Raw genomic sequence first — 21232 nt, 5'->3', positions numbered from 1 at the left:
ACGGCAGGAATGGGGACGGTCGGCGCGCGCGACCGGCGGGGAGGAGCAGCGGTGGCCTGGACGATCGACGAGGTGCCGTGGACGCACCCGGACGCCGAGCGCCTCCGTGCCGCGCAGCGACGCGAGCTCGACGAGCGCTACGGCAGCGACGACCACGAGCCGGGCCTCGCCCCCTCGGCGGGCGATGTGACTGTCTTCCTGCTCGCCCGCGACGAGGAGGGACGTGCGGTGGCGTGCGGAGGGCTTCGGCCGCTCCCGGACGACGTGCTCGGGCCGGGAGCGATCGAGGTCAAGCGGATGTTCGCCGCTCCGTCCGCACGGGGGACCGGAGCGGCCACCGCCGTGCTCCGCGCGCTCGAGGAGCGTGCCGCGGAGCTCGGTACGACGCGCCTGGTGCTCGAGACCGGGACGCTCCAGCCGGACGCGATGCGCTTCTACGTGCGAGAGGGCTACGTCCCGATCCCGCTGTTCGGCGCCTACGTCGGCTCCGAGCATTCCGTCTGCTTCGCGCGAGAGCTGCCCCGACCGGCCTGAGCGCCCGCCGCCGACTACAGTCGAGGGGTCAACCGAGCCCGAGGAGTGTCCGCACGTGTCGAACGAACCGTCGAATCCCGCAGAGTCCGAGTCGCATTCGGTCGTCACCGAGGCGGGCACGGGATTCACGCACTTCACCGACCGGGCGGTCGTCGCGATCCGCGTCAACGGCGAGCTCAAGGACCTCGCGGCCGACGTCGTCCCGGGCGACCGCATCGAGCCGGTCCTGATCTCCTCGCCCGACGGACTCGACATCCTCCGCCACTCCGCCGCCCACGTGCTCGCGCAGGCCGTGCAGCAGATCAACCCGGAGGCGAAGCTGGGCATCGGCCCGCCCGTGACCGACGGCTTCTACTACGACTTCGACGTCGAGGAGCCGTTCACGCCCGAGGCGATGAAGGCGCTCGAGAAAGCGATGGACCGCATCGTCCGCCAGGGTCAGCGCTTCGTGCGCCGCGTCGTCACCGAGGAGGAGGCGCGCATCGAGCTCGCCGGCGAGCCCTACAAGCTCGAGCTGATCGGGCTCAAGGGAGGAGGCGCCGACGGCGAGGACGTCGAGGTCGGCGGCGCAGAGCTCACCATTTACGACAATGTCGACCCGCGCTCGGGTGAAACGGTCTGGAAGGATCTGTGCCGCGGACCTCACCTCCCGAACACCCGGATGATCGGCAACGGCTACGCGCTCACCCGCAACGCCGCCGCGTACTGGCGGGGCTCCGAGAAGAACCCGCAGCTCCAGCGGGTCTACGGCACCGCGTGGCCGACGAAGGACGAGCTGCGCGCTCATCAGGCGCGGCTCGAGGAGGCGGCGCGCCGCGACCACCGCAAGATCGGGCACGAGCTCGACCTCTTCTCGTTCCCGGACGAGATCGGGTCCGGCCTCGCGGTCTTCCACCCCAGGGGTGGCATCATCCGCTACGAGATCGAGCAGTACATGCGGGAGCAGCTGCTCGCGCACGACTACGAGCTCGTCTACACGCCGCACATCACCAAGGGCGACCTGTTCATGACGAGCGGGCACCTGCAGTGGTACTCCGAGGGCATGTTCCCCCCGATGCACCTCGACGAGCTGCAGGACGAGGACGGAACGATCACCCGTCAGGGCCAGGACTACTACCTCAAGCCCATGAACTGCCCGTTCCACAACCTGATCTTCCGCTCGCGCGGCCGCAGCTATCGCGAACTGCCGTTGCGCCTGGCCGAGTTCGGCACCGTCTACCGCTACGAGAAGAGCGGCACTCTCCAGGGCCTCACCCGTGTGCGCGGCCTCACGCAGGACGACGCGCACATCTACGTCGCCCAGGAGGACGTGTCGGCCGAGCTGACCCGCAACCTCGAGTTCGTGCTGCAGGTCCTGCGCGACTACGGCCTGAACGACTTCTACCTCGAGCTCTCCACCAATGAGGAGGGCAATCCGAAGTTCGTCGGCGAGCCCGAGCAGTGGGAAGCGGCCATCGAGTCCCTCCGCGCGGTCGCCGTCGAATCCGGCCTCGAGCTGGTGCCGGATCCCGGGGGAGCGGCGTTCTACGGGCCGAAGATCTCGGTGCAGGCCCGCGATGCGATCGGCCGAACCTGGCAGATGTCGACGATCCAGCTCGACTTCAACCAGCCCGAGCGCTTCGAGCTCGAGTACACGGCGTCTGACGGCTCGAAGAAGCGGCCGGTGATGATCCACCGCGCCCTGTTCGGCTCGATCGAGCGCTTCTTCGCGATCCTGACCGAGCACTACGCCGGAGCGTTCCCGGTGTGGCTCTCGCCGGTGCAGGTCGTCGGCATCCCGATCGCCGACGAGTACCTGCCCTACCTCGAGGATGTCGTCGGCGAGCTCACGCGCTCGGGTGTCCGCGCCGAGATCGACTACTCGAGTGATCGCATGCAGAAGAAGATCCGCAACGCGACGCTGCAGAAGGTGCCGTTCCAGATCATCGTCGGCGAGAAGGACCGCGACGCCGGGGCGGTCAGCTTCCGGTTCCGCGACGGGACGCAGGAGAACGGCATCCCCGTCGCCGACGCCGTCGCACGCATCCGCGAGGCCGTCGCCACGAAGGCGCAGGTCTGAGCGTGTCCGACCTGGTGCCCGACGGTGCGGAGGGCTCGGCGCACCTCGCCGGCGTACCCGACGAGTTCCAGCGCCTCTGGACCCCGCACCGGATGGTCTACATCCAGAAGGGGCAGCCCGGAGCGCACGACTGTCCCTTCTGCGTCGCTCCCACGCTGAGCGACGAGGAGGCGCTCATCGTCGCCCGCGGCGAGCACGCCTACGTCCTGCTCAACCTCTTCCCCTACAACTCTGGACACCTCCTGGTCTGCCCGTACCGGCACATCCCGCTCTACGACGAGGCCACTCCCGAGGAAGTGGCCGAGATCGGAGCGATCACCCAGACCGCGATGCGCGTCGTCCGCTCCGTCTCGAACAACGACGGATTCAACCTCGGCATGAACCAGGGCGCCGTTGCCGGAGCCGGGATCGCGGCGCACCTGCACCAGCACGTGGTCCCGCGCTGGGCGACCGACGCCAACTTCTTCCCGATCATCGCCCGCACGAAGGCACTGCCCCAGCTGCTCGGCGACGTCCGGGCCAGCCTCGCGCAGGCCTGGCCGGCCGAATAGTCCCTTCCTGTCCCCCGTAGACTGGACGGCGCCGACGGCGGGAGACGCCGCGCGCAGACGTCGGCGTGGGACGCCGCACAGAACAGGACTCGCGAACATGACCGACACCAGCACTCCGTCCTCGTCCGCCTCGGAGCAGTTCGGCTCGAGCCGCGTCAAGCGCGGTCTCGCCGAGATGCTCAAGGGCGGCGTCATCATGGACGTCGTCACCGCCGAGCAGGCCCGCATCGCCGAGGACGCCGGCGCGGTAGCCGTCATGGCGCTCGAGCGTGTTCCGGCAGACATCCGCTCGCAGGGCGGCGTCGCCGGATGAGCGATCCCGACCTGATCGACGGCATCGTCTCCGCCGTCTCGATCCCCGTCATGGCGAAGGCGCGCATCGGCCACTTCGTCGAGGCGCAGATCCTTCAGGAGCTCGGCGTCGACTACATCGACGAGTCCGAGGTCCTCTCGCCGGCCGACTACGTGAACCACATCGACAAGTGGAACTTCACCGTCCCCTTCGTCTGCGGAGCGACCAACCTGGGCGAGGCGCTGCGCCGCATCACCGAGGGCGCCGCCATGATCCGCTCGAAGGGCGAGGCCGGCACCGGAGACGTCTCCGAGGCGACCAAGCACATCCGGACCATCTCGGCCGAGGTGAACCGCCTGAAGGCGATGACAAAGGACGAGCTCTACGTCGCGGCCAAGGAGCTGCAGGCGCCCTACGATCTGGTCGTCGAAATCGCGCAGACCGGCAAGCTCCCGGTCGTCCTCTTCACGGCGGGCGGCGTCGCGACTCCTGCCGACGCCGCGCTGATGATGCAGCTCGGTGCCGACGGCGTCTTCGTCGGCTCCGGCGTCTTCAAGTCTGGCGAGCCGGCCAAGCGCGCTGCCGCGATCGTCAAGGCGACCACCTTCTTCGACGACGCGAAGGTCGTCGCGGAGGCTTCGCGCGGCCTGGGCGAGGCGATGGTCGGCATCAACGTGGCCGATGTGCCCGCGCCGCACCGCCTCGCCGAGCGTGGCTGGTAGTAGCGCGCCCATCGCGGGCGAGGGCGAGACGCGCGAGTCCCTCGGGGGACTGCGCGTGGGCGTTCTGGCGCTGCAGGGCGACTTCCGCGAGCATGCCCACGTGCTGCGCGAGCTCGGCGCCGAGGTGGTGCTCGTGCGCCGCCCGGATGAGCTCGCGTCCGTCGCCGGCCTGGTCGTCCCGGGTGGTGAGTCGACGGTGATGGACAAGCTCTCCCGGCTCTTCGGGCTCGCGGAGCCGGTCGCCGAGGCGATCGAGGCGGGCCTGCCCGTCTACGGCACCTGCGCCGGACTGATCATGCTCGCCGACCGGGTGCTCGACCGCATCGACGGGCAGAGCAGCTTCGGCGGTCTCGACGTCTCGGTGAGGCGGAACGCGTTCGGCAACCAGCTCGACTCCTTCGAGACCGACCTCGACGTGCCGGCGATCGGCGATCCTCCGGTGCACGCGGTCTTCATCCGCGCTCCCGTGGTCGAGGTGCTGGGGGAGCGGGCGACGGCGCTGGCGAGCCTCGTCGATGGCCGCGTGGTCGCGGTCGAGCAGGGTAACCTGCTCGGTACGGCGTTCCATCCCGAGATCACCGGCGACTACCGTTTCCACGAGCTGTTCCTGCGGAAGGTCGCGGCGACGCGCTTCGGAGCCTGACGCGCCCGTCGCGCGTCGGCCAGGGGTGGACGGTGTCGGAGGTGCAGGGCAGGGTGGTCGCATGCCGGAGCTCCCCGAGGTTCAGGCGCTCGCCCTCGATCTGGACGCGCGTCTGGGCGGACGCGTCCTCGACCGGCTCGATGTGTTCGCGATCTCCGCGCTGAAGACGGTGGCGATCCCACCGTCGGCCCTCGCCGGCGAGACGGTGCACGGAGTGACGCGGCACGGCAAGTTCCTCGACCTCGCCGTCGGCGACGCGCACGTCCTGCTGCACCTGGCCCGCGCCGGCTGGGTCCGGTGGCGGCCCGAGCGGCCGACTGCACCGGTTCGGCCCGGACGGGGCCCGCTCGCCGCGCGACTGGTCCTCGCCGACGGCTCGGGCTTCGAGGTGACCGAGGCCGGAACCAAGAAGAGCCTCGCGCTCTCGATCGTCACCGATCCGCTCGACGTGCCCGGCGTCGCCCGGCTGGGCCCGGACCCGCTCGACCCGGACTTCACAGAGGAGATCTTCGGCGCCATCCTCGCCACGGCCGGCAGGGCGCAGCTGAAGGGGGTCCTCCGAGACCAGTCGCGCATCGCGGGGATCGGAAACGCCTACTCCGACGAGATCCTGCACGTGGCCCGCATGTCGCCGTTCAAGCCCGCCGCGCTCACCCCCGAAGAGTTCGAGCGCCTCTACTCCGCTCTCCGCTCCACGCTCGAGGAGGCGCTCGCCCGCGCCGAGGGCCTGCACGCAGCCGACCTCAAGCGCGAGAAGAAGCTCGGGATGCGCGTCCACGGCCGAGCGGGCGAACCCTGCCCGGTCTGCGGCGACACGATCCGCCAGGTGATCTTCCACGATTCGACCCTCCAGTACTGCCCCACCTGCCAGACCGGCGGCAAGGTCCTCGCCGATCGGGTCCTCTCGAGGCTGCTGAAGTAGTCGACGCACCATGCTGCGTCGGCAGCCTCGTCGCCGAGCCGGTCCCTCGGCATTCCGGCGGTGTCGGGTGTCCTCGGGCGGACGTCAGAACGGAGGCTCCTTGACGCGATCTCGCGATTCTCGCCCGGATCAGCGCGCTCAGCCTTCGTTGTGCAGTGCGAGCGGGCCGCGACCGAGCTCGGCAGCTGCTCGGACGCCTCGAGCTCTCCCGGCCTCGGTCGCAGACAGGACGCCGGATCTGACCGGCACCCGTTCCGCGGGGACCGGCTCCCGGGTGCAGGCGGACCGTCGATCCGCGTGTCAGCGGATCGTCGTAGCCGTTCGCGATTCGCTCCACCTGCGCGCCCGCCTCGACAAGCTGACCGCGTGGAGCCGGGCGGGGACCGGCTCCCGATTACACTGAGACGGCTATCAGCGGCACCCTCGGGGGAGCCGCGCCGAACGAATTCCGAGGGAGCACCGTGTCCGGGCATTCCAAGTGGGCCACGACCAAGCACCAGAAGGCGATCAAGGACTCGCGTCGCGCGAAGTCCTTCGCCAAGCTGATCAAGAACATCGAGGTGGCCGCCAAGATCGGCGGCGCCGACCTCTCCGGCAACCCGACGCTCGTCGACGCCGTTCAGAAGGCAAAGAAGACCTCGGTGCCGAACGACAACATCGACCGCGCCATCAAGCGCGGCGCGGGCCTCACCGGCGAGGTCATCGACTACACGACGATCATGTACGAGGCGTACGGCCCGAACGGCATCGCCCTCCTGGTCGAGTGCCTCACCGACAACAAGAACCGTGCCGCAGCGGATGTCCGCACCGCGATGACCCGCAACGGCGGCACCATGGCCGACCCGGGCAGCGTCGCGTACAACTTCGCGCGCAAGGGCGTCATCTCGGTGCCGCACGGCGAGAGCGTCACCGAGGACGACGTGCTCGGCGCGGTCCTCGACTTCGGCGTCGACGACGTGCTCGACCACGGTGAGAGCTTCGAGGTCCGAGTCGAACCGAGTGAGCTCGTTCCCGCGCGCTCCGCGCTGCAGGAGGCGGGTATCGACTACGACTCGGCCGACGTCGAATTCGTCGCCTCGCTCCAGGTCGAGGCCGACGCCGAGACGGCCCGCAAGGTGTTCCGCCTCATCGACGCGCTCGAGGACTCGGACGACGTGCAGAACGTCTACACCAACCTCGACATCACTCCCGAGGTGCGCGCCGAGCTCGAGAACGAGGAGTGAGCCGGTGAGCCCGCTCCGCTCACCGAGGGCGCACTGATGCGTGTCCTCGGGATCGACCCCGGGCTCACCCGCTGCGGCGTCGGCGTCGTCGACATCGCGCGCGACCGGCGCGCGACGCTCGTGCACGTCACCGTCCTCCGCTCGCCGGCCGGCGACGCCCTCGAGCGCCGCCTCCTCGCCCTCGGCGACGGGCTCGAGGCTCTGCTCGACGAGTACCGTCCGGATGCGGTGGCGATCGAGCGGGTGTTCGCGCAGAACAACGTGAGGACCGTGATGGGTATCGCCCAGATCAGCGGAGTCGCCCTCGTCGCGGCGGCCCGTCGCGGCCTCCCCGTGGGGATGCACACACCGAGCGAGGTGAAGGCCGCGGTCACCGGTTACGGTGCGGCCGACAAGCGCCAGGTGACCGCGATGATCCAGCGGGTCCTGCGCCTGGATGCGCCGCCCACGCCCGCCGACGCCGCGGACGCCCTCGCGCTCGCCGTCTGCCACGCCTGGCGCGCACCCCTCGCGCCGGCCCCCGGAGTGGAGGGCGCCGAGACCGCCGCCCAGCGCGCGTGGCGCGCCGCCGAAGCCGCGACTCGAACGCCTGTTCGAGCATCTAGACTGACGCGGTGATCTCCTCCCTCCGCGGCACCCTTCTCTCCGCCCGCGGCGGTCTCGCCGTCCTCGACGTCCACGGAGTCGGCTACGCGGTCAACGTGACCCCGCAGCACGCGCTCGAGATGCGCGTCGGTGACGAGACCACCGTCAGCACCGTGCTCATCGTCCGCGAGGACTCGCTGACCCTCTACGGCTTCCCCGATGAGGAGCAGCTCGAGATCTTCGAGCTGCTGATCGGAGTGACGGGGGTCGGCCCGAAGTCGGCCCTCGGCGTCCTCGGCGCGGTCGAGCCGGACCGCATCGCCCAGGCGGTGGCCGACGAGGACGACGGCGTGTTCCGCAAGGTCAGCGGGATCGGTCCCAAGACCGCGAAGCTCATCGTCCTGTCGCTCGCGGGCAAGCTCGCCGTCCGCCCGCGTGCGGCCCGCGGCTCCGGCCCGGCGGCGACCGCGGCGCAGAACGTGCTGTCCGCGCTCGTCGGACTCGGCTGGCCCGAGCGCACGGCGGCCGAGGTCGTCGACGAGATCCTGCTCGACGCGCAGGCGTCCGATGCCGCGGACGTGCAGGCCCTGCTCCGTCTCGCCCTCACCCGTCTCGGCCCGGCGGCGCGCTCGTGAGCGGTGACGATCCGCTCGGCCCCGAGGTCGCCTCCGAGGCCGAGATCGCTTTCGAGGGCGCGCTGCGGCCCAAGAGCCTCAGCGAGTTCGTCGGCCAGCGGAAGGTGCGCGGCCAGCTCGAGCTGCTGCTCAAGGCCGCGGCCATGCAGGGGCGGACGCCCGACCACATCCTGCTCGCCGGCCCTCCCGGTCTCGGCAAGACCACGCTCGCGATGATCGTCGCGGAGGAGAGCTCCTCGCCGCTGCGGCTCTCCAGCGGCCCCGCGATCCAGCACGCCGGCGACCTGGCCGCGGTGCTCTCGTCGCTCCTGCCGGGCGAGATCCTCTTCATCGACGAGATCCACCGGATGGCGCGCTCGGCCGAGGAGATGCTCTACCTCGCCATGGAGGACTTCCGGATCGACATCATGGTCGGCAAGGGCGCGGGAGCGACCTCCGTCCCGCTCGATCTCGCTCCGTTCACGCTGGTGGGGGCGACCACCCGCTCCGGCCTGCTCCCCAACCCGCTGCGCGATCGCTTCGGCTTCACCGCGCACCTCGAGTTCTACGCCGAGGACGAGCTGCGGCAGGTGCTCGCTCGGGCGGCGCGGCTGCTCGAGCTCGACATCGATGCGGAGGCGGTGGCCGAGATCGCTGGTCGGTGCCGGGGTACTCCGCGCATCGCGAACCGGCTGCTGCGGCGCGTGCGCGACTTCGCGCTCGTGCACGGCGGTCGGGCCGACGTCACCGCGGTGCGGGCGGCGCTCGAGCTCTACGACGTCGACGCCCTCGGACTCGACCGCCTTGACCGCGCCGTGATGGAGATCGTGCTGACCCGCTTCGACGGGGGGCCGGTCGGCCTCAACACGCTCGCCGTCTCGGTGGGGGAGGAGGCCGAGACCGTCGAAGCGGTCGTCGAGCCGTTCCTCGTGCGGATCGGCCTGCTGACCCGCACTCCGCGGGGGCGTGTGGCGACTCCCGCTGCCTACCGGCACTTCGGCGTCGATCCTCGGGCGGCCGCGATCCGGCCGCCGCTGTTCGGGGATGACCTATAATTCTGTAGGCCCGACGGGCCGCCCGATCCGCCCCGCCTTCCTCAGAGGCCGAGCGGCGGATCGCCACTCCACTTCCGGAAGGCCCACCCATGGATCCGACGATCATCCTGCTCGTCCTGCTGCTCGCCGTGATGATCATCTTCATGTTCCGCAACAACAAGAAGCGCCAGCGCGACGCCGAGAGCATGAAGAACAACCTCGTCCCCGGGGTGGAGCTGATGACCGGCTCCGGCCTCTTCGGCACCGTCGTGTCGATCGACGAGGAGGCGAACAAGATCGTCATCGAGTCGACTCCCGGCACGCTGCTCACGATCCACCGCCAGGCGATCGCCCGCCTGATCGACCCGAGCGAGAACGAGGTCGTCACCGACGAGGACGCGGCTGAGCCGGACGCCCTGGCCGAGTCGCCTGAGTTCGGCGAGCGCGACGCAGCACACCGCGACCCGCTGGTCGACCCGGTCGAGCGCGACCGCCGTCCAGACGCGCAGTAGTCTCCTGGGCCGGCCGGGCGCCTCCACGCCCGCCCGCCCTTCTCCGCGTCCGGGCGACCCCCGGATCGATCACCGCCGACCGAAGAGAAAGCTGAGCCCTGGGTGGCCGCATCAACCCCCGTCCGGAAGGCCCGCCGCTCCCTGAGCTGGCTCGGTGTCCTGATCCTCGCGCTCGTCGGACTCAATACCGCCGCCGTCCTGTGGGGCGGCGGATCCTGGACCCCGAAGCTCGCGCTCGATCTCGAGGGCGGCACGCAGATCGTGCTCCAGCCGCAGCTGACCGACGGCGACTCCGTCTCGTCCGAGCAGCTCACGCAGGCCGTCTCGATCATCCGCCAGCGCATCGACGCGTCCGGTGTCTCCGAGGCCGAGATCACCACCCAGGGTTCCAGCAACATCGTGGTCTCGATCCCCGGCACCCCCGATGACGAGACTCTGCAGCGCATCGAGGCCTCGGCGAAGCTCGACTTCCGCCCGGTGCTGGTCGCGAGCCAGGCGACGAACAGCGCGGTCGGAGGCGACGCCACGTCGTCGCCCACGCCGACGCCTGTCGATCCCTCGCTCTCGACCGAGCCGACCGCCTCGCCGACCAGCGCGAGCGATCTCGCCTACCTCACTCCCGCGCTCGAGGCGCAGTACACCGCGTTCGACTGCGCGTTCCTCAGCGGCCAGGACCCGAACCTCGCCCCGGCAGACCAGCCGTTGATCACCTGCGACGACAGCGGGACCGTCAAATACGTCCTCGGACCGGTCGAGATCACCGGTGAGGACATCTCCGACGCCTCGAACGGGCTGATGACGACCTCGTCCGGCGCGAGCACGGGCACCTGGGCCGTCAACCTCTCCTTCGACGAGCAGGGCACCCAGCCTTCGGCGACGTGACGTCGCGCCTGGTGGCTCTCCAGGGCGCGCAGAACCAGTTCGCGATCGTCCTCGACGGGCGGGTCATCTCCGCCCCCTCGACGAACGCCGCGATCACCGACGGCAACGCCCAGATCTCGGGCTCGTTCACACAGGAGTCGTCGAAGACGCTGGCCGATCAGCTCAAGTACGGTGCGCTACCGATCGGCTTCCAGGTGCAGAGCTCCGACAGCATCTCGGCGACGCTCGGCTCGGCCCAGCTCGCCAGCGGTCTGCTCGCCGGCCTCATCGGGCTGATCCTGGTGATCGTCTACTCGATCGCGCAGTACCGCGTGCTCGGCGCGGTGACGATCGCATCCCTCATGGTCGCCGCCATCGTCACCTACCTGGTCGTCACGCTGCTCTCATGGCGCGAGGGGCTGCGCCTGTCGCTCGCGGGAGTCGCCGGTCTGATCGTCGCGATCGGCATCACAGCCGACTCCTTCATCGTCTACTTCGAGCGCATCCGTGACGAGCTCCGCGACGGCCGGGGCCTGGAGTCGGCCGTGGAGGCGGGGTGGCGTCGTGCGCTCCGGACGATCTTCGCCTCGGACATGGTGAACCTTCTGGCGGCGGTCGTGCTGTTCCTGCTGGCGGTCGGCAGCGTCCGCGGCTTCGCGCTGACCCTGGGCATCACGACGATCATCGACCTCATCGTGGTGGCGCTCTTCACCCACCCGATCCTGCAGCTGATGGCGACGAGACCGTTCTTCGCCGAGGGGCACCGCGCCTCGGGTCTCGACCCGCGCGCGCTGGGAGCGGTCTACCGCGGTCGAGCCGCGTTCCGTCCACAGGACCAGGCGACGACCGGCAAGCGCGCGTCCGCGGCGCGTGAGGCGGCCAGGCGTCAGACCATCGCCGAGCGTAAGGCCGCCGAGGCGGCCGGAGCGCGCGGCACCGCCGATTCGACCGGGAAGGACGCGTGATGGCCAGCTTCTCGCAGTTCGGCAACGACCTCTACACCGGTGCGCGCTCGATCGACTTCGTCGGCCGACGCCGCACCTGGTATCTCATCTCGCTCGTGCTGATCCTGCTCACCGTGCTCGGGACCGTCGCGCGGGGCGGGTTCAACTTCGGCATCGAGTTCACCGGCGGCTCGCAGTTCACGGTTTCGTCACCGTCGAGCCTGGACCAGGCCACGGCGACGGATGCGGTGACCTCGGTCGCCCCCGAGACGGTGCCACGCGTCTCCATCGTCGGCGACGACTCCATCCGGGTGCAGACGGGCCAGCTCTCGACCGACGACTCGACCGCGGTCCGCAACGCCCTCGTCGAGGCGTACGACGTCCCCGCCGAGCAGGTCGCGTCCTCCTTCATCGGAGCGGCCTGGGGCAACGACGTCACGCAGCAGGCGATCCGCGGCCTCATCATCTTCGTGGTCCTCGCCGCCCTGGCGATGTGGGCCTACTTCCGCACCTGGAAGATGTCGCTCGCAGCGATCGTCGCGCTTCTGCACGATCTCGTCATCGTGGCCGGCGTCTACGGCATCACGGGCACCGAGGTCTCGCCCGCGGCGGTGATCGGGCTGCTGACGATTCTCGGCTACTCGCTGTACGACACCGTCGTGGTCTTCGACAAGATCCGCGAGAACACGGCGGAGGCGATGGGCAGCACCACGCGGACCTTCTCGCAGACGGTGAACCTCGCCGAGAACCAGACTCTGGTGCGCTCGATCAACACGTCGATCGTCGCGGCCCTCCCGGTGGCGGCGATCCTCGTGATCGGCGCGTTCGTCCTCGGAGCCGGCACCCTGCGCGACATCTCGCTCGCCCTGCTGATCGGCATCATCGTCGGCACCTACTCGACGATCTTCGTCGCGGCTCCGCTCTATGCGCAGCTGCGCAGCCGTGAGCCCGAGATCGCGAAGCACGACAAGCGGGTCGAGGCCGCGCGGGCGAAGGCCTCCACTCCGACTCCCGTGGAGGGCTGACGCGTGGCCGATCACGCCGAGGTGTCGGCGCCGGATGCGATCGGCCTCGTCGAGCGCGACGAGGTCTGGCTGCTCGACGTCCGCGAGCCGCACGAGTGGGCGCTGGGCCACGCGCCCGGGGCCCACCACATCCCGATGGGACAGATCGGCGCTCGTCAGGGCGAGCTCCCCTCCGACGTGCCGATCCTCGCGGTCTGCCACTCCGGAGTCCGCTCGGCGATGGTCGTCCAGGCGCTCCATGGAGCCGGTTATGAGACCGCGAACGTGCAGGCGGGAATGACCGCGTGGGCCGCGGCCGGCGGCGCCGTGGTCGACGACGAGGGCCGACCCGGCCGCGTCGACTGAGCCCGTACCCGTTCGCCCGGGGCGGAGCGGTCGTCGGTGCCCTCCGCGCGGGCGATAATGGGGCGATGGAGATCCCCGCGTGACGGAAACGACGACGTCCTCGACCGCTGCCCTGCGCAGACTGGTCCCTCGGATCTTCTCGCGCGCGCAGCCCTCGGGCGCGGTCGACACCCTGGTCCGCACGGTTCGGATGCACCACCCCAAGAGCGACATCGCCCTCATCGAGCGCGCGTACTCAGTCGCGGAGCGTGCGCACGCGAATCAGAAGCGACGAAGCGGCGAGCCCTACATCACCCACCCGCTCGCGGTCGCGCAGATCCTCGCCGATCTCGGCATCGGATCCAAGACGATCGCGGCGGCCCTGCTGCACGACACCGTCGAGGACACCGACTACCAGCTGGACGAGCTCCGCGCCGACTTCGGCGACGAGGTCGCGATGCTCGTGGACGGCGTCACCAAGCTCGACAAGGTCAAGTACGGCGACAGCGCGCAGGCCGAGACCGTTCGCAAGATGATCGTGGCGATGTCGAAGGACATCCGCGTGCTGATCATCAAGCTCGCCGACCGGCTGCACAACGCCCGCACCTGGGGATTCGTGCCGGCCGAGTCGGCGGCCCGCAAGGCGACGGAGACCCTCGAGATCTATGCTCCGCTCGCGCACCGGCTCGGGATCCAGGCGATCAAGTGGGAGCTCGAGGACCTGTCGTTCGCGGTCCTGTACCCCAAGATCTACAACGAGATCGAGAGCCTGGTGAAGCGGAGGACTCCGCAGCGCGAGGAGTTCGTGCAGAGTGTGATCGACCTGATCGGTGAGGACTTGCGGGCGGGCAGGATCCGCGGACGCGTCGTCGGCCGACCGAAGCAGTACTACTCGATCTACCAGAAGATGGTCGTGCGCGGACGAGAGTTCGACGAGATCTACGACCTGGTCGGCATCCGCGTGCTGGTCAACTCCGTGCGCGACTGCTACGCCGTTCTCGGCTCGATCCACGCCAGATGGACGCCGATGCCGGGGCGCTTCAAGGACTACATCGCGACTCCGAAGTTCAACCTCTACCAGTCGCTGCACACGACCGTCGTCGGCCCCAAGGGCAGGGCCGTCGAGATCCAGATCCGCACGAACGAGATGCATCAGCACGCCGAGTTCGGCATCGCGGCGCACTGGAAGTACAAGGAGCAGATGGCCACCGGAAAGGTGCCCACCTCCGGATCGAACGACACCGACCTCGCCTGGCTCGCCCACCTCTCCGACTGGCAGTCCGAGACGACAGACCCGAACGAGTTCCTCGACTCCCTCCGCTTCGAGATCGGCGCGAAGGAGGTTTACGTCTTCACGCCGAAGGGTCGCGTGATCGGCCTGCCGACCGGCGCGACTCCCGTCACTTCGCCTACGCCGTGCACACCGAGGTCGGCCACCGGACGATGGGTGCCAAGGTCAACGGCCGCCTCGTTCCGCTGGAGTCGTCGCTGACGACGGGCGACGTCGTCGAGGTGTTCACCTCGAAGAACCCGGACTCGGGACCCAGCCAGGACTGGCTGCACTTCGTGCAGAGCCCGCGGGCGCGCAACAAGATCCGTCAGTGGTTCACCAAGGAGCGGCGCGACGAGGCCATCGAGCAGGGCAAGGACTCCATCGCCCGCGCGATGCGCAAGCAGAACCTGCCGCTGCAGAAGCTGATGAGCCAGGACACTTTCACCGAGGTCGCCAGTCAGCTGCGCTACAACGACGTCGAGGCGCTCTACGCCGCCGTCGGAGAGGGTCACGTCTCGACCCAGTCGGTGCTCGAGAAGGTCGTCTCGTCGATCCAGGGCGATCCGGAGTCGGACGAGAACGAGGTCACCCTTCCGCGCTCACCCCGCCCGCGCAGCCGCAGCAGCGAGTCGGGCGTGCTCGTGAAGGGCGCCCCGGACATCCTGGTGAAACTCGCGAAGTGCTGCACGCCGGTGCCGGGTGACCAGATCGTCGGCTTCGTCACCCGCGGCGCCGGCGTCTCGGTGCACCAGGCGAACTGCCACAACGTGCAGGACCTCCTCAAGGAGCCGGAGCGGATCGTCGACGTCGAGTGGGCGCCCTCCTCCAAGAGCATCTTCCTGGTCCAGATCCAGGTCGAGGCCCTCGACCGCTCCGGACTGCTCAGCGACGTGACGCGTGTGCTCTCCGAGCACCACGTGAACATCCTCTCGGCGACGGTCTCGACGTCGAGCGATCGGCTGGCGATCAGCCGTTTCGTCTTCGAGATGGGAGACACCACGCACCTCGACCGTGTGCTCAACGCCGTGCGGCGGATCGACGCGGTCTACGACGTCTACCGGGTGAACGCGGGCTGATCCCCGGGCGGTGCCGACTCGAGCGCCGTCCGCAGTCGACGCTCGACGATCCGTCGCCCGGCGATCGTCGGGCCGCTCGCGAGACGATCGAGAAGCCGGTCGAGACCGGTACGGCTGGCGCGCGAGAGTGCGCGGAGCGTGCGAGGGTCTTCCTCCGTCCGCGCCAGGTCGATCAGAGTGCGCACGGGTGTGGTGACGGAGGTGCCGGAGAGCACCACCACGTCGCCGTCGCCGAGCAGCACCTCGTGGCAGCGCAGTCTCGTCGTCGCTGGCGGACGCAGGCGCTTCCTCCGATCGATCGCTGCGCTGTGCATCCGCGGCGGGACGAGGAGGGCGCCGTGCACCCACGCCGCGGAGAGGCGGTCGGCGACGACGCCGCGGGGGAGGAGCGCCGCGAGCGAGGCCGCCCGCTCGGCGGCCCCCAGAGGTAGATCGGCGAGGAGGAACCCCTCGTCGACGGCGATCAGCTCACCGTCGAGCCGCGCCGCGCACAGCTCGGCGAGGGGCAGGTCTCCCGGAACGAGAACGGAGGGGAGGCGCATTCCGCCATCGTGGCCGATACACCTCCCCTCCGGAGGACGGTGGGCGGATCTGTGGAGAGATCGCCCCGATGCCGATCAGCCGATCGCGTCCAGCCACACCTTGCGGGCGTCGAGCGCCTCCTGGGCCTGAGCGATGGCCGCGCGGTCGCCGCGTGACTTCGCCTCGTCGAGTTCGTCCTGCAGCTTCTGGATCGCCGCAGTGAGCTGCGAGGCCAGGCCCTCCGAACGCGCCTTGCGCTCCGGGTTGCTGTGGTTCCAGTGCTCCTCGTCGAGCCTGCGCACGTGCGCCTCCACCTTGCGGAGGCGGTCCTCGATGGTGCGCACCTGCTCGCGCGGCACACGGCCGATCGCGTCCCAGCGCTCCTGGATCGCGAGTAGCGTCCGCTTCGCCTTCTCCCGGTCCTGCTCCTGGAGCAGCGGCTCCGCCTCCTCGAGCAGGGCGAGCTTGAGGTCGAGGTTCTCGGTGTATTCGACGCTCTCCTGTGCCACGATCTCGGCCTTCGCCCCGTAGATCGCGTCTCCGGCGGCCTTGAAGCGGGCCCAGAGCGCGTCGTCGAACCGCTTGCCCGCCCGCCCGGCGACCCGCCACTGCTCGAGCAGGGCCCGGTAGTCGGGGATAGCATCTGCGCCCTGGGGCACCAGGGCCTCTGCCTGATCGATCAGAGCCTGCTTGGCCTGCTTGGCCTCGCGGTGTGCCGAGTCGAGATCGGCGAAGAACGCCTTGCGGTTCTGCTCGATCGTGGTCCGCGCTCCGCGGAACCGGCGCCAGAGCTCGTTCGCCTCGTTCTTGGGGAGGCGCGGCCCCTGCTGCTGGTGGTTCTGCCAGCGCGCGAAGAGATCGTCGATCGCGGCACTGGCCTGCTTCCACTGCGTCTTCGCCGGGTCCACCGCGGCGAGGGCCTCGGCCTCGGCCACGATCGACTCGCGGTGGGCGAGGGCCTCGGCGAGAGCAGCCTTCGTCTCCGCGGCCTGCTGCTCGGTCAGATCCTCCACGGAGCCTCCGAGCGCGTCGATGCGGGCCTGCAGGGCTTCGAGGTCGCCGACCGCGTTCGCCTGAGCGACGGCCGCGGACAGCGACTGCACCGCTCGGGCGACGTCTCCGGCCGGAGCACCGCGCTTGGCGCGCTGCTCGAGCAGGGAGACCTGCCCGGCCAGCTCGGTGTACTTGCGCTCGTAGTAGGCGAGCGCCTCCTCGGGAGTCGCATCGGGGTACTGGCCGACCTCGCGCTCCCCGTCGCCGACGCGGACATAGACCGTCCCGTCGTCGCCGACCCGTCCCCACGGCTGCTGGTCACTCATCGCTCGGAGCCTCACCTTGCTGTTCGATGTCGTGCTTCTCGGTGCCTGTCGCGTCGTCGGCCGGCGGGGCTCGACGGCCGAAGGGCCGAAGACCGCGTTCGGCCGCGAACGGGCAGTGACGACAAGCCTATTGCACTCGCTGCGCGGGAGGTTCGTGCTCGTGGCGGCGGTGCGACTACTGGACGGAGACCGAGGTGATCGCCACCGGTTCGGCCGGGGCGCCGTCCGTCGACCCGTCGGCGGTGCCCTTGGCCACCACGTCGTTCACGAGAGCGTCGAGCCCGGAGACGACCCGGCCGATCACGGTGTAGCCGCCGGCGGCGTCGGCGGGGAGGGTCGTGTCCTGGTAGACGACGAAGAACTGGCTGCCCTGGCTGTAGCCGTTGCCGCTCTGGCGGGCCATCGCGATGGTCCCGGCGGGGTAGACGCCGTCCTCCGGTGCGTTCTCGACCGGTCCGTAGCTGTAGCCCGGTCCGCCGGTGCCGGTGCCGTCGGGGTCTCCGCACTGCAGAACGTAGAGGCCCTCCGTGGTGAGGCGGTGGCAGGGGGTCCCGTCGTAGAAGCCGGACTGGGTCAGCGAGATGAAGGAGGAGACCGCCTGCGGGGCGGAAGCCCCGGCGAGGGTGAGCTCCAGCGGGTCGTCGTTGATCGTCAGGGTTCCGGTCCAGTCGCGGCCCTCGGCGATGTCGGCGGAGGGGACGTCCCCGCTGTTCTCGCCGGTCGGCACCGGAGTCGCGGAGGCCGACCCGGACGGTGTCGGCTCGGCGACCGGCGTGCCGGGGCCGCCCGAGAAGTAGAAGAGCTGCGCGACCACGGCCAGGGCGATCACGACGACCGCGGCGATCGAGCCGAGCACGTTGTCGCGTACGCGGCGCCTCTGCCGCGCGCGGTGCAGGCTCTGGCGGGCCTGGTAGGCCCGGAGCCGGGTGCGCGCCTCGCGGTCGTTCGACTTGCCCTGGGCCACGTGTTCCTCCGACGTCCTCGACCGCGCTCCGTCGGCGCGGCGACCCGCGCGCGCAGGCCGGGTCGAGCCTACGAGACTCCTCGAAGACCGGACAAACGCCGCTCCGCAGCAGTGTCGGAGGCCGTCGTTACGCTGGTCGCATGACCATGCAGCAGGCCGGGCTCCGCTCGGGCGCGACTCCGCTCGCCGTCCGGATGAGGCCGCGCAGTCTCGACGAGGTGGCGGGCCAGCGGCATCTGCTCACCCCGGGGTCGCCGCTGGTCGCCCTCGCGGCCGACACGACGGGCGAGCGCGGCGCGGTCTCGGTCATCCTCTGGGGCCCTCCCGGCACGGGCAAGACGACGCTCGCGCAGGCCGTCGCCCATTCGAGCGGGCGGCGCTTCGTCGAGCTCTCGGCGGTCACGGCAGGGGTGAAGGACGTGCGGCAGGTGATGGAAGAGGCGCTGTCGACCCGCGATCTCTACGGCACCTCCACCGTGCTGTTCCTCGACGAGATCCACCGCTTCTCGAAGGCGCAGCAGGATGCCCTGCTCCCGGGCGTCGAGAACGGCTGGGTGATCCTCATCGCCGCGACGACCGAGAACCCGTCGTTCTCGGTCATCGCGCCGCTCCTCTCCCGCTCGCTCCTGCTGACCCTCGAACCGCTGAGCGACGACGATCTGGGCGTCCTGGTCGACCGGGCGCTGCACGACGAGCGAGGTCTGCGCGATGCCGTCGTGCTTGAGGAGGAGGCGCGAGCGAGCATCGTGCGTCTCGCCTCGGGCGATGCTCGGCGTGCGCTGACCGCCCTCGAGGCGGCGGCGACCTCCGCACGCTCGGAGGCGCGAGAGGCCGATCGCGTCGCACGGGCCGCAGCCGAGTCGGAGGACGACGAGGAGGAGGACGGTGACGAGCCCTCCGATGCCCTCGCCGAGGAGCCGGACCTGCCGGTGATCACCACCGATGTCGTCGCGCGGGCGGTCGATCGCGCCCTCCTGCGCTACGACCGCAACGGCGACGAGCACTACGACGTCATCAGCGCCTTCATCAAGTCGATCCGCGGCTCCGACGTCGACGCCGCGCTGCACTACCTCGCGCGCATGATCGAGGCGGGGGAGGACCCGCGTTTCATCGCCCGCCGCATCATCGTCTCGGCGTCCGAGGACATCGGGATGGCCGACCCGCAGGCGCTCGTCGTCGCCATCGCCGCGGCCGACGCGGTGCAGCTCATCGGGATGCCGGAGGGGCGGATCCCCCTCGCGCAGGCCGTCGTGCACCTCGCCACCGCGCCCAAGTCCAACGCCTCCTACTCGGCGATCAACGCCGCCGTCGCCGACGTCCGCGCCGGAAAGGCAGGCCGGGTGCCGGCCCACCTGCGCGACGCGCACTATCCGGGCGCCAAGCGCCTGGGGCACGGCGACGGCTACCGCTATCCCCACGACGCCGAGCTCGGCGTTCTCGAGCAGCAGTATCTTCCGGACTCCCTCCGGGGCGCCCGGTACTACCAGCCCACAGAGCACGGCAACGAGCGCGACGTCTCGGCCCGCTGGGCGAAGCTGCTCCGGATCATCCGCGGGACGCGGGGCTGAGCCGGTCCGGAGATCCGTGTGTGGGAGTGGCCCGCACCTGATAGCCTTGCGAGGTTGCCCACCGCTCTGTAGCCGAGCGGAGCAGCGCATCCCTCTGAATCGCGCAGCACGCCACCGCGGTCACCCTTCCCCTCGCGCCCGCGAGCGGACACGACCTCGGCGGCCGCCCTCCTCCCGGAGCCGGCGGTCGAGTGCTGCGACCGAACCTCTCAGACCTTGGAAGGACCACAGTGTCGACCACCTCCCGCACCCGTTCGAAGACGCGCCTCTCGCGCGCCCTCGGCATCCCCCTGACCCCGAAGGCGGCCCGCTACCTCGAGAAGCGTCCCTACGCTCCCGGTGAGCACGGCCGCTCGAAGCGCAAGGCCGACTCCGACTACGCGGTCCGCCTGCGTGAGAAGCAGCGTCTGCGCGCCCAGTACGGCATCCGTGAGAAGCAGCTGCGCATCGCCTTCCAGGAGGCGCGCCGCACCCAGGGCCTGACCGGTGAGAACCTGGTCGAGCTCCTCGAGATGCGCCTCGACGCCCTCGTCCTGCGCTCGGGTTTCGCCCGCACCACCGCGCAGGCCCGCCAGTTCGTGACCCACCGCCACATCATGGTGGACGGCAAGACGGTCGACCGCCCCTCCTTCCGCGTGAAGCCGGGCCAGGTCATCCACGTCAAGACCCGCTCCGAGGGAACCGAGCCCTTCCAGGTCGCCGCTGCTGGCGGGCATGTCGACGTCCTCCCCAAGACCCCGGGCTACCTCGAGGTCGAGATCGACAAGCTGCAGGCGACTCTCCTCCGCCGCCCGAAGCGCGCCGAGGTCCCCGTGACCTGCGAAGTGCAGCTCGTCGTCGAGTACTACGCGGCCCGCTGACTCCAGCACCGCACGAGGAAGGCCCCGGTGTCCTGCCGGGGCCTTTCCCGTTCCCGGGGTCGTGCGATGTGCACGCTTCGATGTGGTCTTCGGGAGCTCGTACGACGTGCAGTGCCTGTGTGATCAGCAGGGGATGTCACCGCGCGACCTGCCGATCCGCGGTGGAACGGCCGACTCTCGTCGAAGCTCCCGCAGATCGCGAGGCGGCCGTCGTGCGGCCGACGTCCGTCCCGCCCATAAGCCGTCAGTAGGGTGGAGTGCCGCATCTGGCGGCGACGAACGGAGGTCACCGTGTCCGGTGGAGACATCGCAGGGCTCATCGCGGCAGGAGTGTTCGCGATCCTCGTGGGGATCATCGCCATCCCGCTCTGGAAGCTCGGACGGGTCTTCGACAGCACCAGCGAGGCGATCAAGCAGGCCAGCGACGGCCTGACTCCGATCCTCGACGAATCGGCGTCGACCCTCCGCGAGGCGAACCACCAGCTCGCCCGAGTCGACGTCATCACAAAGGACGTGGCCGAGGTGACCGGCAACGTCAACGCGCTGGTCGCCCTGACCGCTGCGACCGTCGGCGGCCCCCTGATCAAGCTCGCCGGCTTCACGGCCGGGGTCCGCGCGGTCCTGGTCGCCGGTCGCACCGCCGACACGTCCGGAGCGGTCGCCGGACGCCGCGCCGCGAAACGCTCGACGCGCGCGCGCCGCCGCTCCTCCGAGTAGCTCGGATTCCGCGCCCTAGAATCGAGAGGGCCGCCGCGCCCCGCGCCCGCCGCACCGCCGTGGAAGGAACCCCCGTGAAGAACCTCGC

The 21232-nt window shown here is 70.2% G+C and carries 18 protein-coding genes and 3 pseudogenes; 18 read left to right on the top strand and 3 right to left on the bottom strand.

The window, feature by feature from the left end; genetic code table 11:
- Positions 1–9 precede the first annotated feature (9 nt).
- The 15 genes and pseudogenes from ACH61_RS07530 to ACH61_RS07460 all read left to right on the top strand — a co-directional run bounded on the left by ACH61_RS07530 (position 10) and on the right by ACH61_RS07460 (position 15194).
- The gene (locus ACH61_RS07530; RefSeq protein WP_082845094.1) at positions 10–534 is read left to right on the top strand and encodes a GNAT family N-acetyltransferase; all 525 of its coding nucleotides are present in this window, start codon (positions 10–12) and stop codon (positions 532–534) included.
- 157 nt (positions 535–691) lie between these two features.
- Positions 692–2593: a threonine--tRNA ligase gene (gene thrS / locus ACH61_RS07525; protein ID WP_236713596.1), complete on the top strand. Its 1902-nt coding sequence runs from the start codon at positions 692–694 to the stop codon at positions 2591–2593.
- Between the two features lie 2 nt (positions 2594–2595).
- Positions 2596–3144: an HIT family protein gene (locus ACH61_RS07520; protein WP_068210546.1), complete on the top strand. Its 549-nt coding sequence runs from the start codon at positions 2596–2598 to the stop codon at positions 3142–3144.
- Between the two features lie 97 nt (positions 3145–3241).
- A pseudogene (pdxS, locus tag ACH61_RS07515) lies at positions 3242–4158 on the top strand (pyridoxal 5'-phosphate synthase lyase subunit PdxS).
- Positions 4148–4801 carry a pyridoxal 5'-phosphate synthase glutaminase subunit PdxT gene (gene pdxT / locus ACH61_RS07510; RefSeq protein WP_413784025.1) on the top strand — a complete coding sequence of 218 codons (654 nt, stop codon included), beginning with the start codon at positions 4148–4150 and terminating at the stop codon, positions 4799–4801. The pseudogene pdxS and the gene pdxT overlap by 11 nt, the downstream one beginning before the upstream one ends.
- 61 nt (positions 4802–4862) lie before the next feature.
- Entirely contained in the window at positions 4863–5723 is an 861-nt protein-coding gene (locus ACH61_RS07505; protein ID WP_068210544.1) for an Fpg/Nei family DNA glycosylase, read from the top strand.
- A 461-nt stretch (positions 5724–6184) separates the two neighbouring features.
- Positions 6185–6946: a YebC/PmpR family DNA-binding transcriptional regulator gene (locus ACH61_RS07500; RefSeq protein WP_056867236.1), complete on the top strand. Its 762-nt coding sequence runs from the start codon at positions 6185–6187 to the stop codon at positions 6944–6946.
- Positions 6947–6982: 36 nt separating this feature from the next.
- Entirely contained in the window at positions 6983–7564 is a 582-nt protein-coding gene (gene ruvC / locus ACH61_RS07495) for a crossover junction endodeoxyribonuclease RuvC (RefSeq protein ID WP_068210541.1), read from the top strand.
- Positions 7561–8166, top strand: coding sequence for a Holliday junction branch migration protein RuvA (gene ruvA / locus ACH61_RS07490; RefSeq protein WP_068210538.1), 606 nt, complete (start codon positions 7561–7563; stop codon positions 8164–8166). The genes ruvC and ruvA overlap by 4 nt, the downstream gene beginning before the upstream one ends.
- Positions 8163–9200, top strand: a complete 1038-nt coding sequence (ruvB, locus tag ACH61_RS07485) for a Holliday junction branch migration DNA helicase RuvB (protein ID WP_068210535.1) — start codon at positions 8163–8165, stop codon at positions 9198–9200. Before ruvA ends, ruvB begins: the two co-directional genes overlap by 4 nt.
- An 89-nt stretch (positions 9201–9289) precedes the next feature.
- The gene (gene yajC, locus ACH61_RS07480; RefSeq protein ID WP_068210531.1) at positions 9290–9691 is read left to right on the top strand and encodes a preprotein translocase subunit YajC; all 402 of its coding nucleotides are present in this window, start codon (positions 9290–9292) and stop codon (positions 9689–9691) included.
- A gap of 102 nt (positions 9692–9793) precedes the next feature.
- Positions 9794–11517, top strand: a pseudogene (gene secD / locus ACH61_RS07475) (protein translocase subunit SecD).
- The gene (gene secF / locus ACH61_RS07470) at positions 11517–12521 is read left to right on the top strand and encodes a protein translocase subunit SecF (protein ID WP_068210529.1); all 1005 of its coding nucleotides are present in this window, start codon (positions 11517–11519) and stop codon (positions 12519–12521) included. The pseudogene secD and the gene secF overlap by 1 nt, the downstream one beginning before the upstream one ends.
- 3 nt (positions 12522–12524) lie before the next feature.
- Positions 12525–12866, top strand: a complete 342-nt coding sequence (locus ACH61_RS07465) for a rhodanese-like domain-containing protein (protein ID WP_236713595.1) — start codon at positions 12525–12527, stop codon at positions 12864–12866.
- A gap of 79 nt (positions 12867–12945) precedes the next feature.
- Positions 12946–15194, top strand: a pseudogene (locus ACH61_RS07460) (RelA/SpoT family protein).
- On the opposite strand, the gene ACH61_RS07455 reads toward ACH61_RS07460, so the two are convergent.
- The 3 genes from ACH61_RS07455 to ACH61_RS07445 form a co-directional block, all read right to left on the bottom strand.
- The gene (locus ACH61_RS07455; protein WP_068210526.1) at positions 15173–15736 is read right to left on the bottom strand and encodes a Rieske (2Fe-2S) protein; all 564 of its coding nucleotides are present in this window, start codon (positions 15734–15736) and stop codon (positions 15173–15175) included. The pseudogene ACH61_RS07460 and the gene ACH61_RS07455 sit on opposite strands and share 22 nt — an antisense overlap.
- A gap of 75 nt (positions 15737–15811) precedes the next feature.
- Complete coding sequence (locus tag ACH61_RS07450) at positions 15812–17035, bottom strand: DUF349 domain-containing protein (protein WP_068210524.1); 1224 nt, start codon at positions 17033–17035, stop codon at positions 15812–15814.
- 175 nt (positions 17036–17210) lie between these two features.
- Positions 17211–17999 (bottom strand): peptidylprolyl isomerase, encoded by a 789-nt coding sequence (locus ACH61_RS07445; protein WP_068210521.1) that lies wholly within the window; start codon positions 17997–17999, stop codon positions 17211–17213.
- 140 nt (positions 18000–18139) lie between these two features.
- On the opposite strand from ACH61_RS07445, the gene ACH61_RS07440 reads away from it, so the two are divergent.
- From ACH61_RS07440 to ACH61_RS07430, 3 genes are all read left to right on the top strand, one after another.
- Positions 18140–19567 carry a replication-associated recombination protein A gene (locus ACH61_RS07440; protein WP_082845092.1) on the top strand — a complete coding sequence of 476 codons (1428 nt, stop codon included), beginning with the start codon at positions 18140–18142 and terminating at the stop codon, positions 19565–19567.
- A gap of 230 nt (positions 19568–19797) precedes the next feature.
- Positions 19798–20427 (top strand): 30S ribosomal protein S4, encoded by a 630-nt coding sequence (gene rpsD, locus ACH61_RS07435; protein ID WP_068210518.1) that lies wholly within the window; start codon positions 19798–19800, stop codon positions 20425–20427.
- 291 nt (positions 20428–20718) lie between these two features.
- Entirely contained in the window at positions 20719–21144 is a 426-nt protein-coding gene (locus tag ACH61_RS07430) for a DUF948 domain-containing protein (protein WP_068210516.1), read from the top strand.
- The last annotated feature ends 88 nt before the right edge of the window (positions 21145–21232 follow it).

Source organism: Rathayibacter tanaceti (assembly GCF_001634385.1).
Classification (GTDB): Bacteria; Actinomycetota; Actinomycetes; order Actinomycetales; family Microbacteriaceae; genus Rathayibacter; species Rathayibacter tanaceti.
The sequence above is the reverse complement of the archived record's forward strand: the minus strand, read 5'-3'. Positions and strand labels throughout refer to the sequence as shown.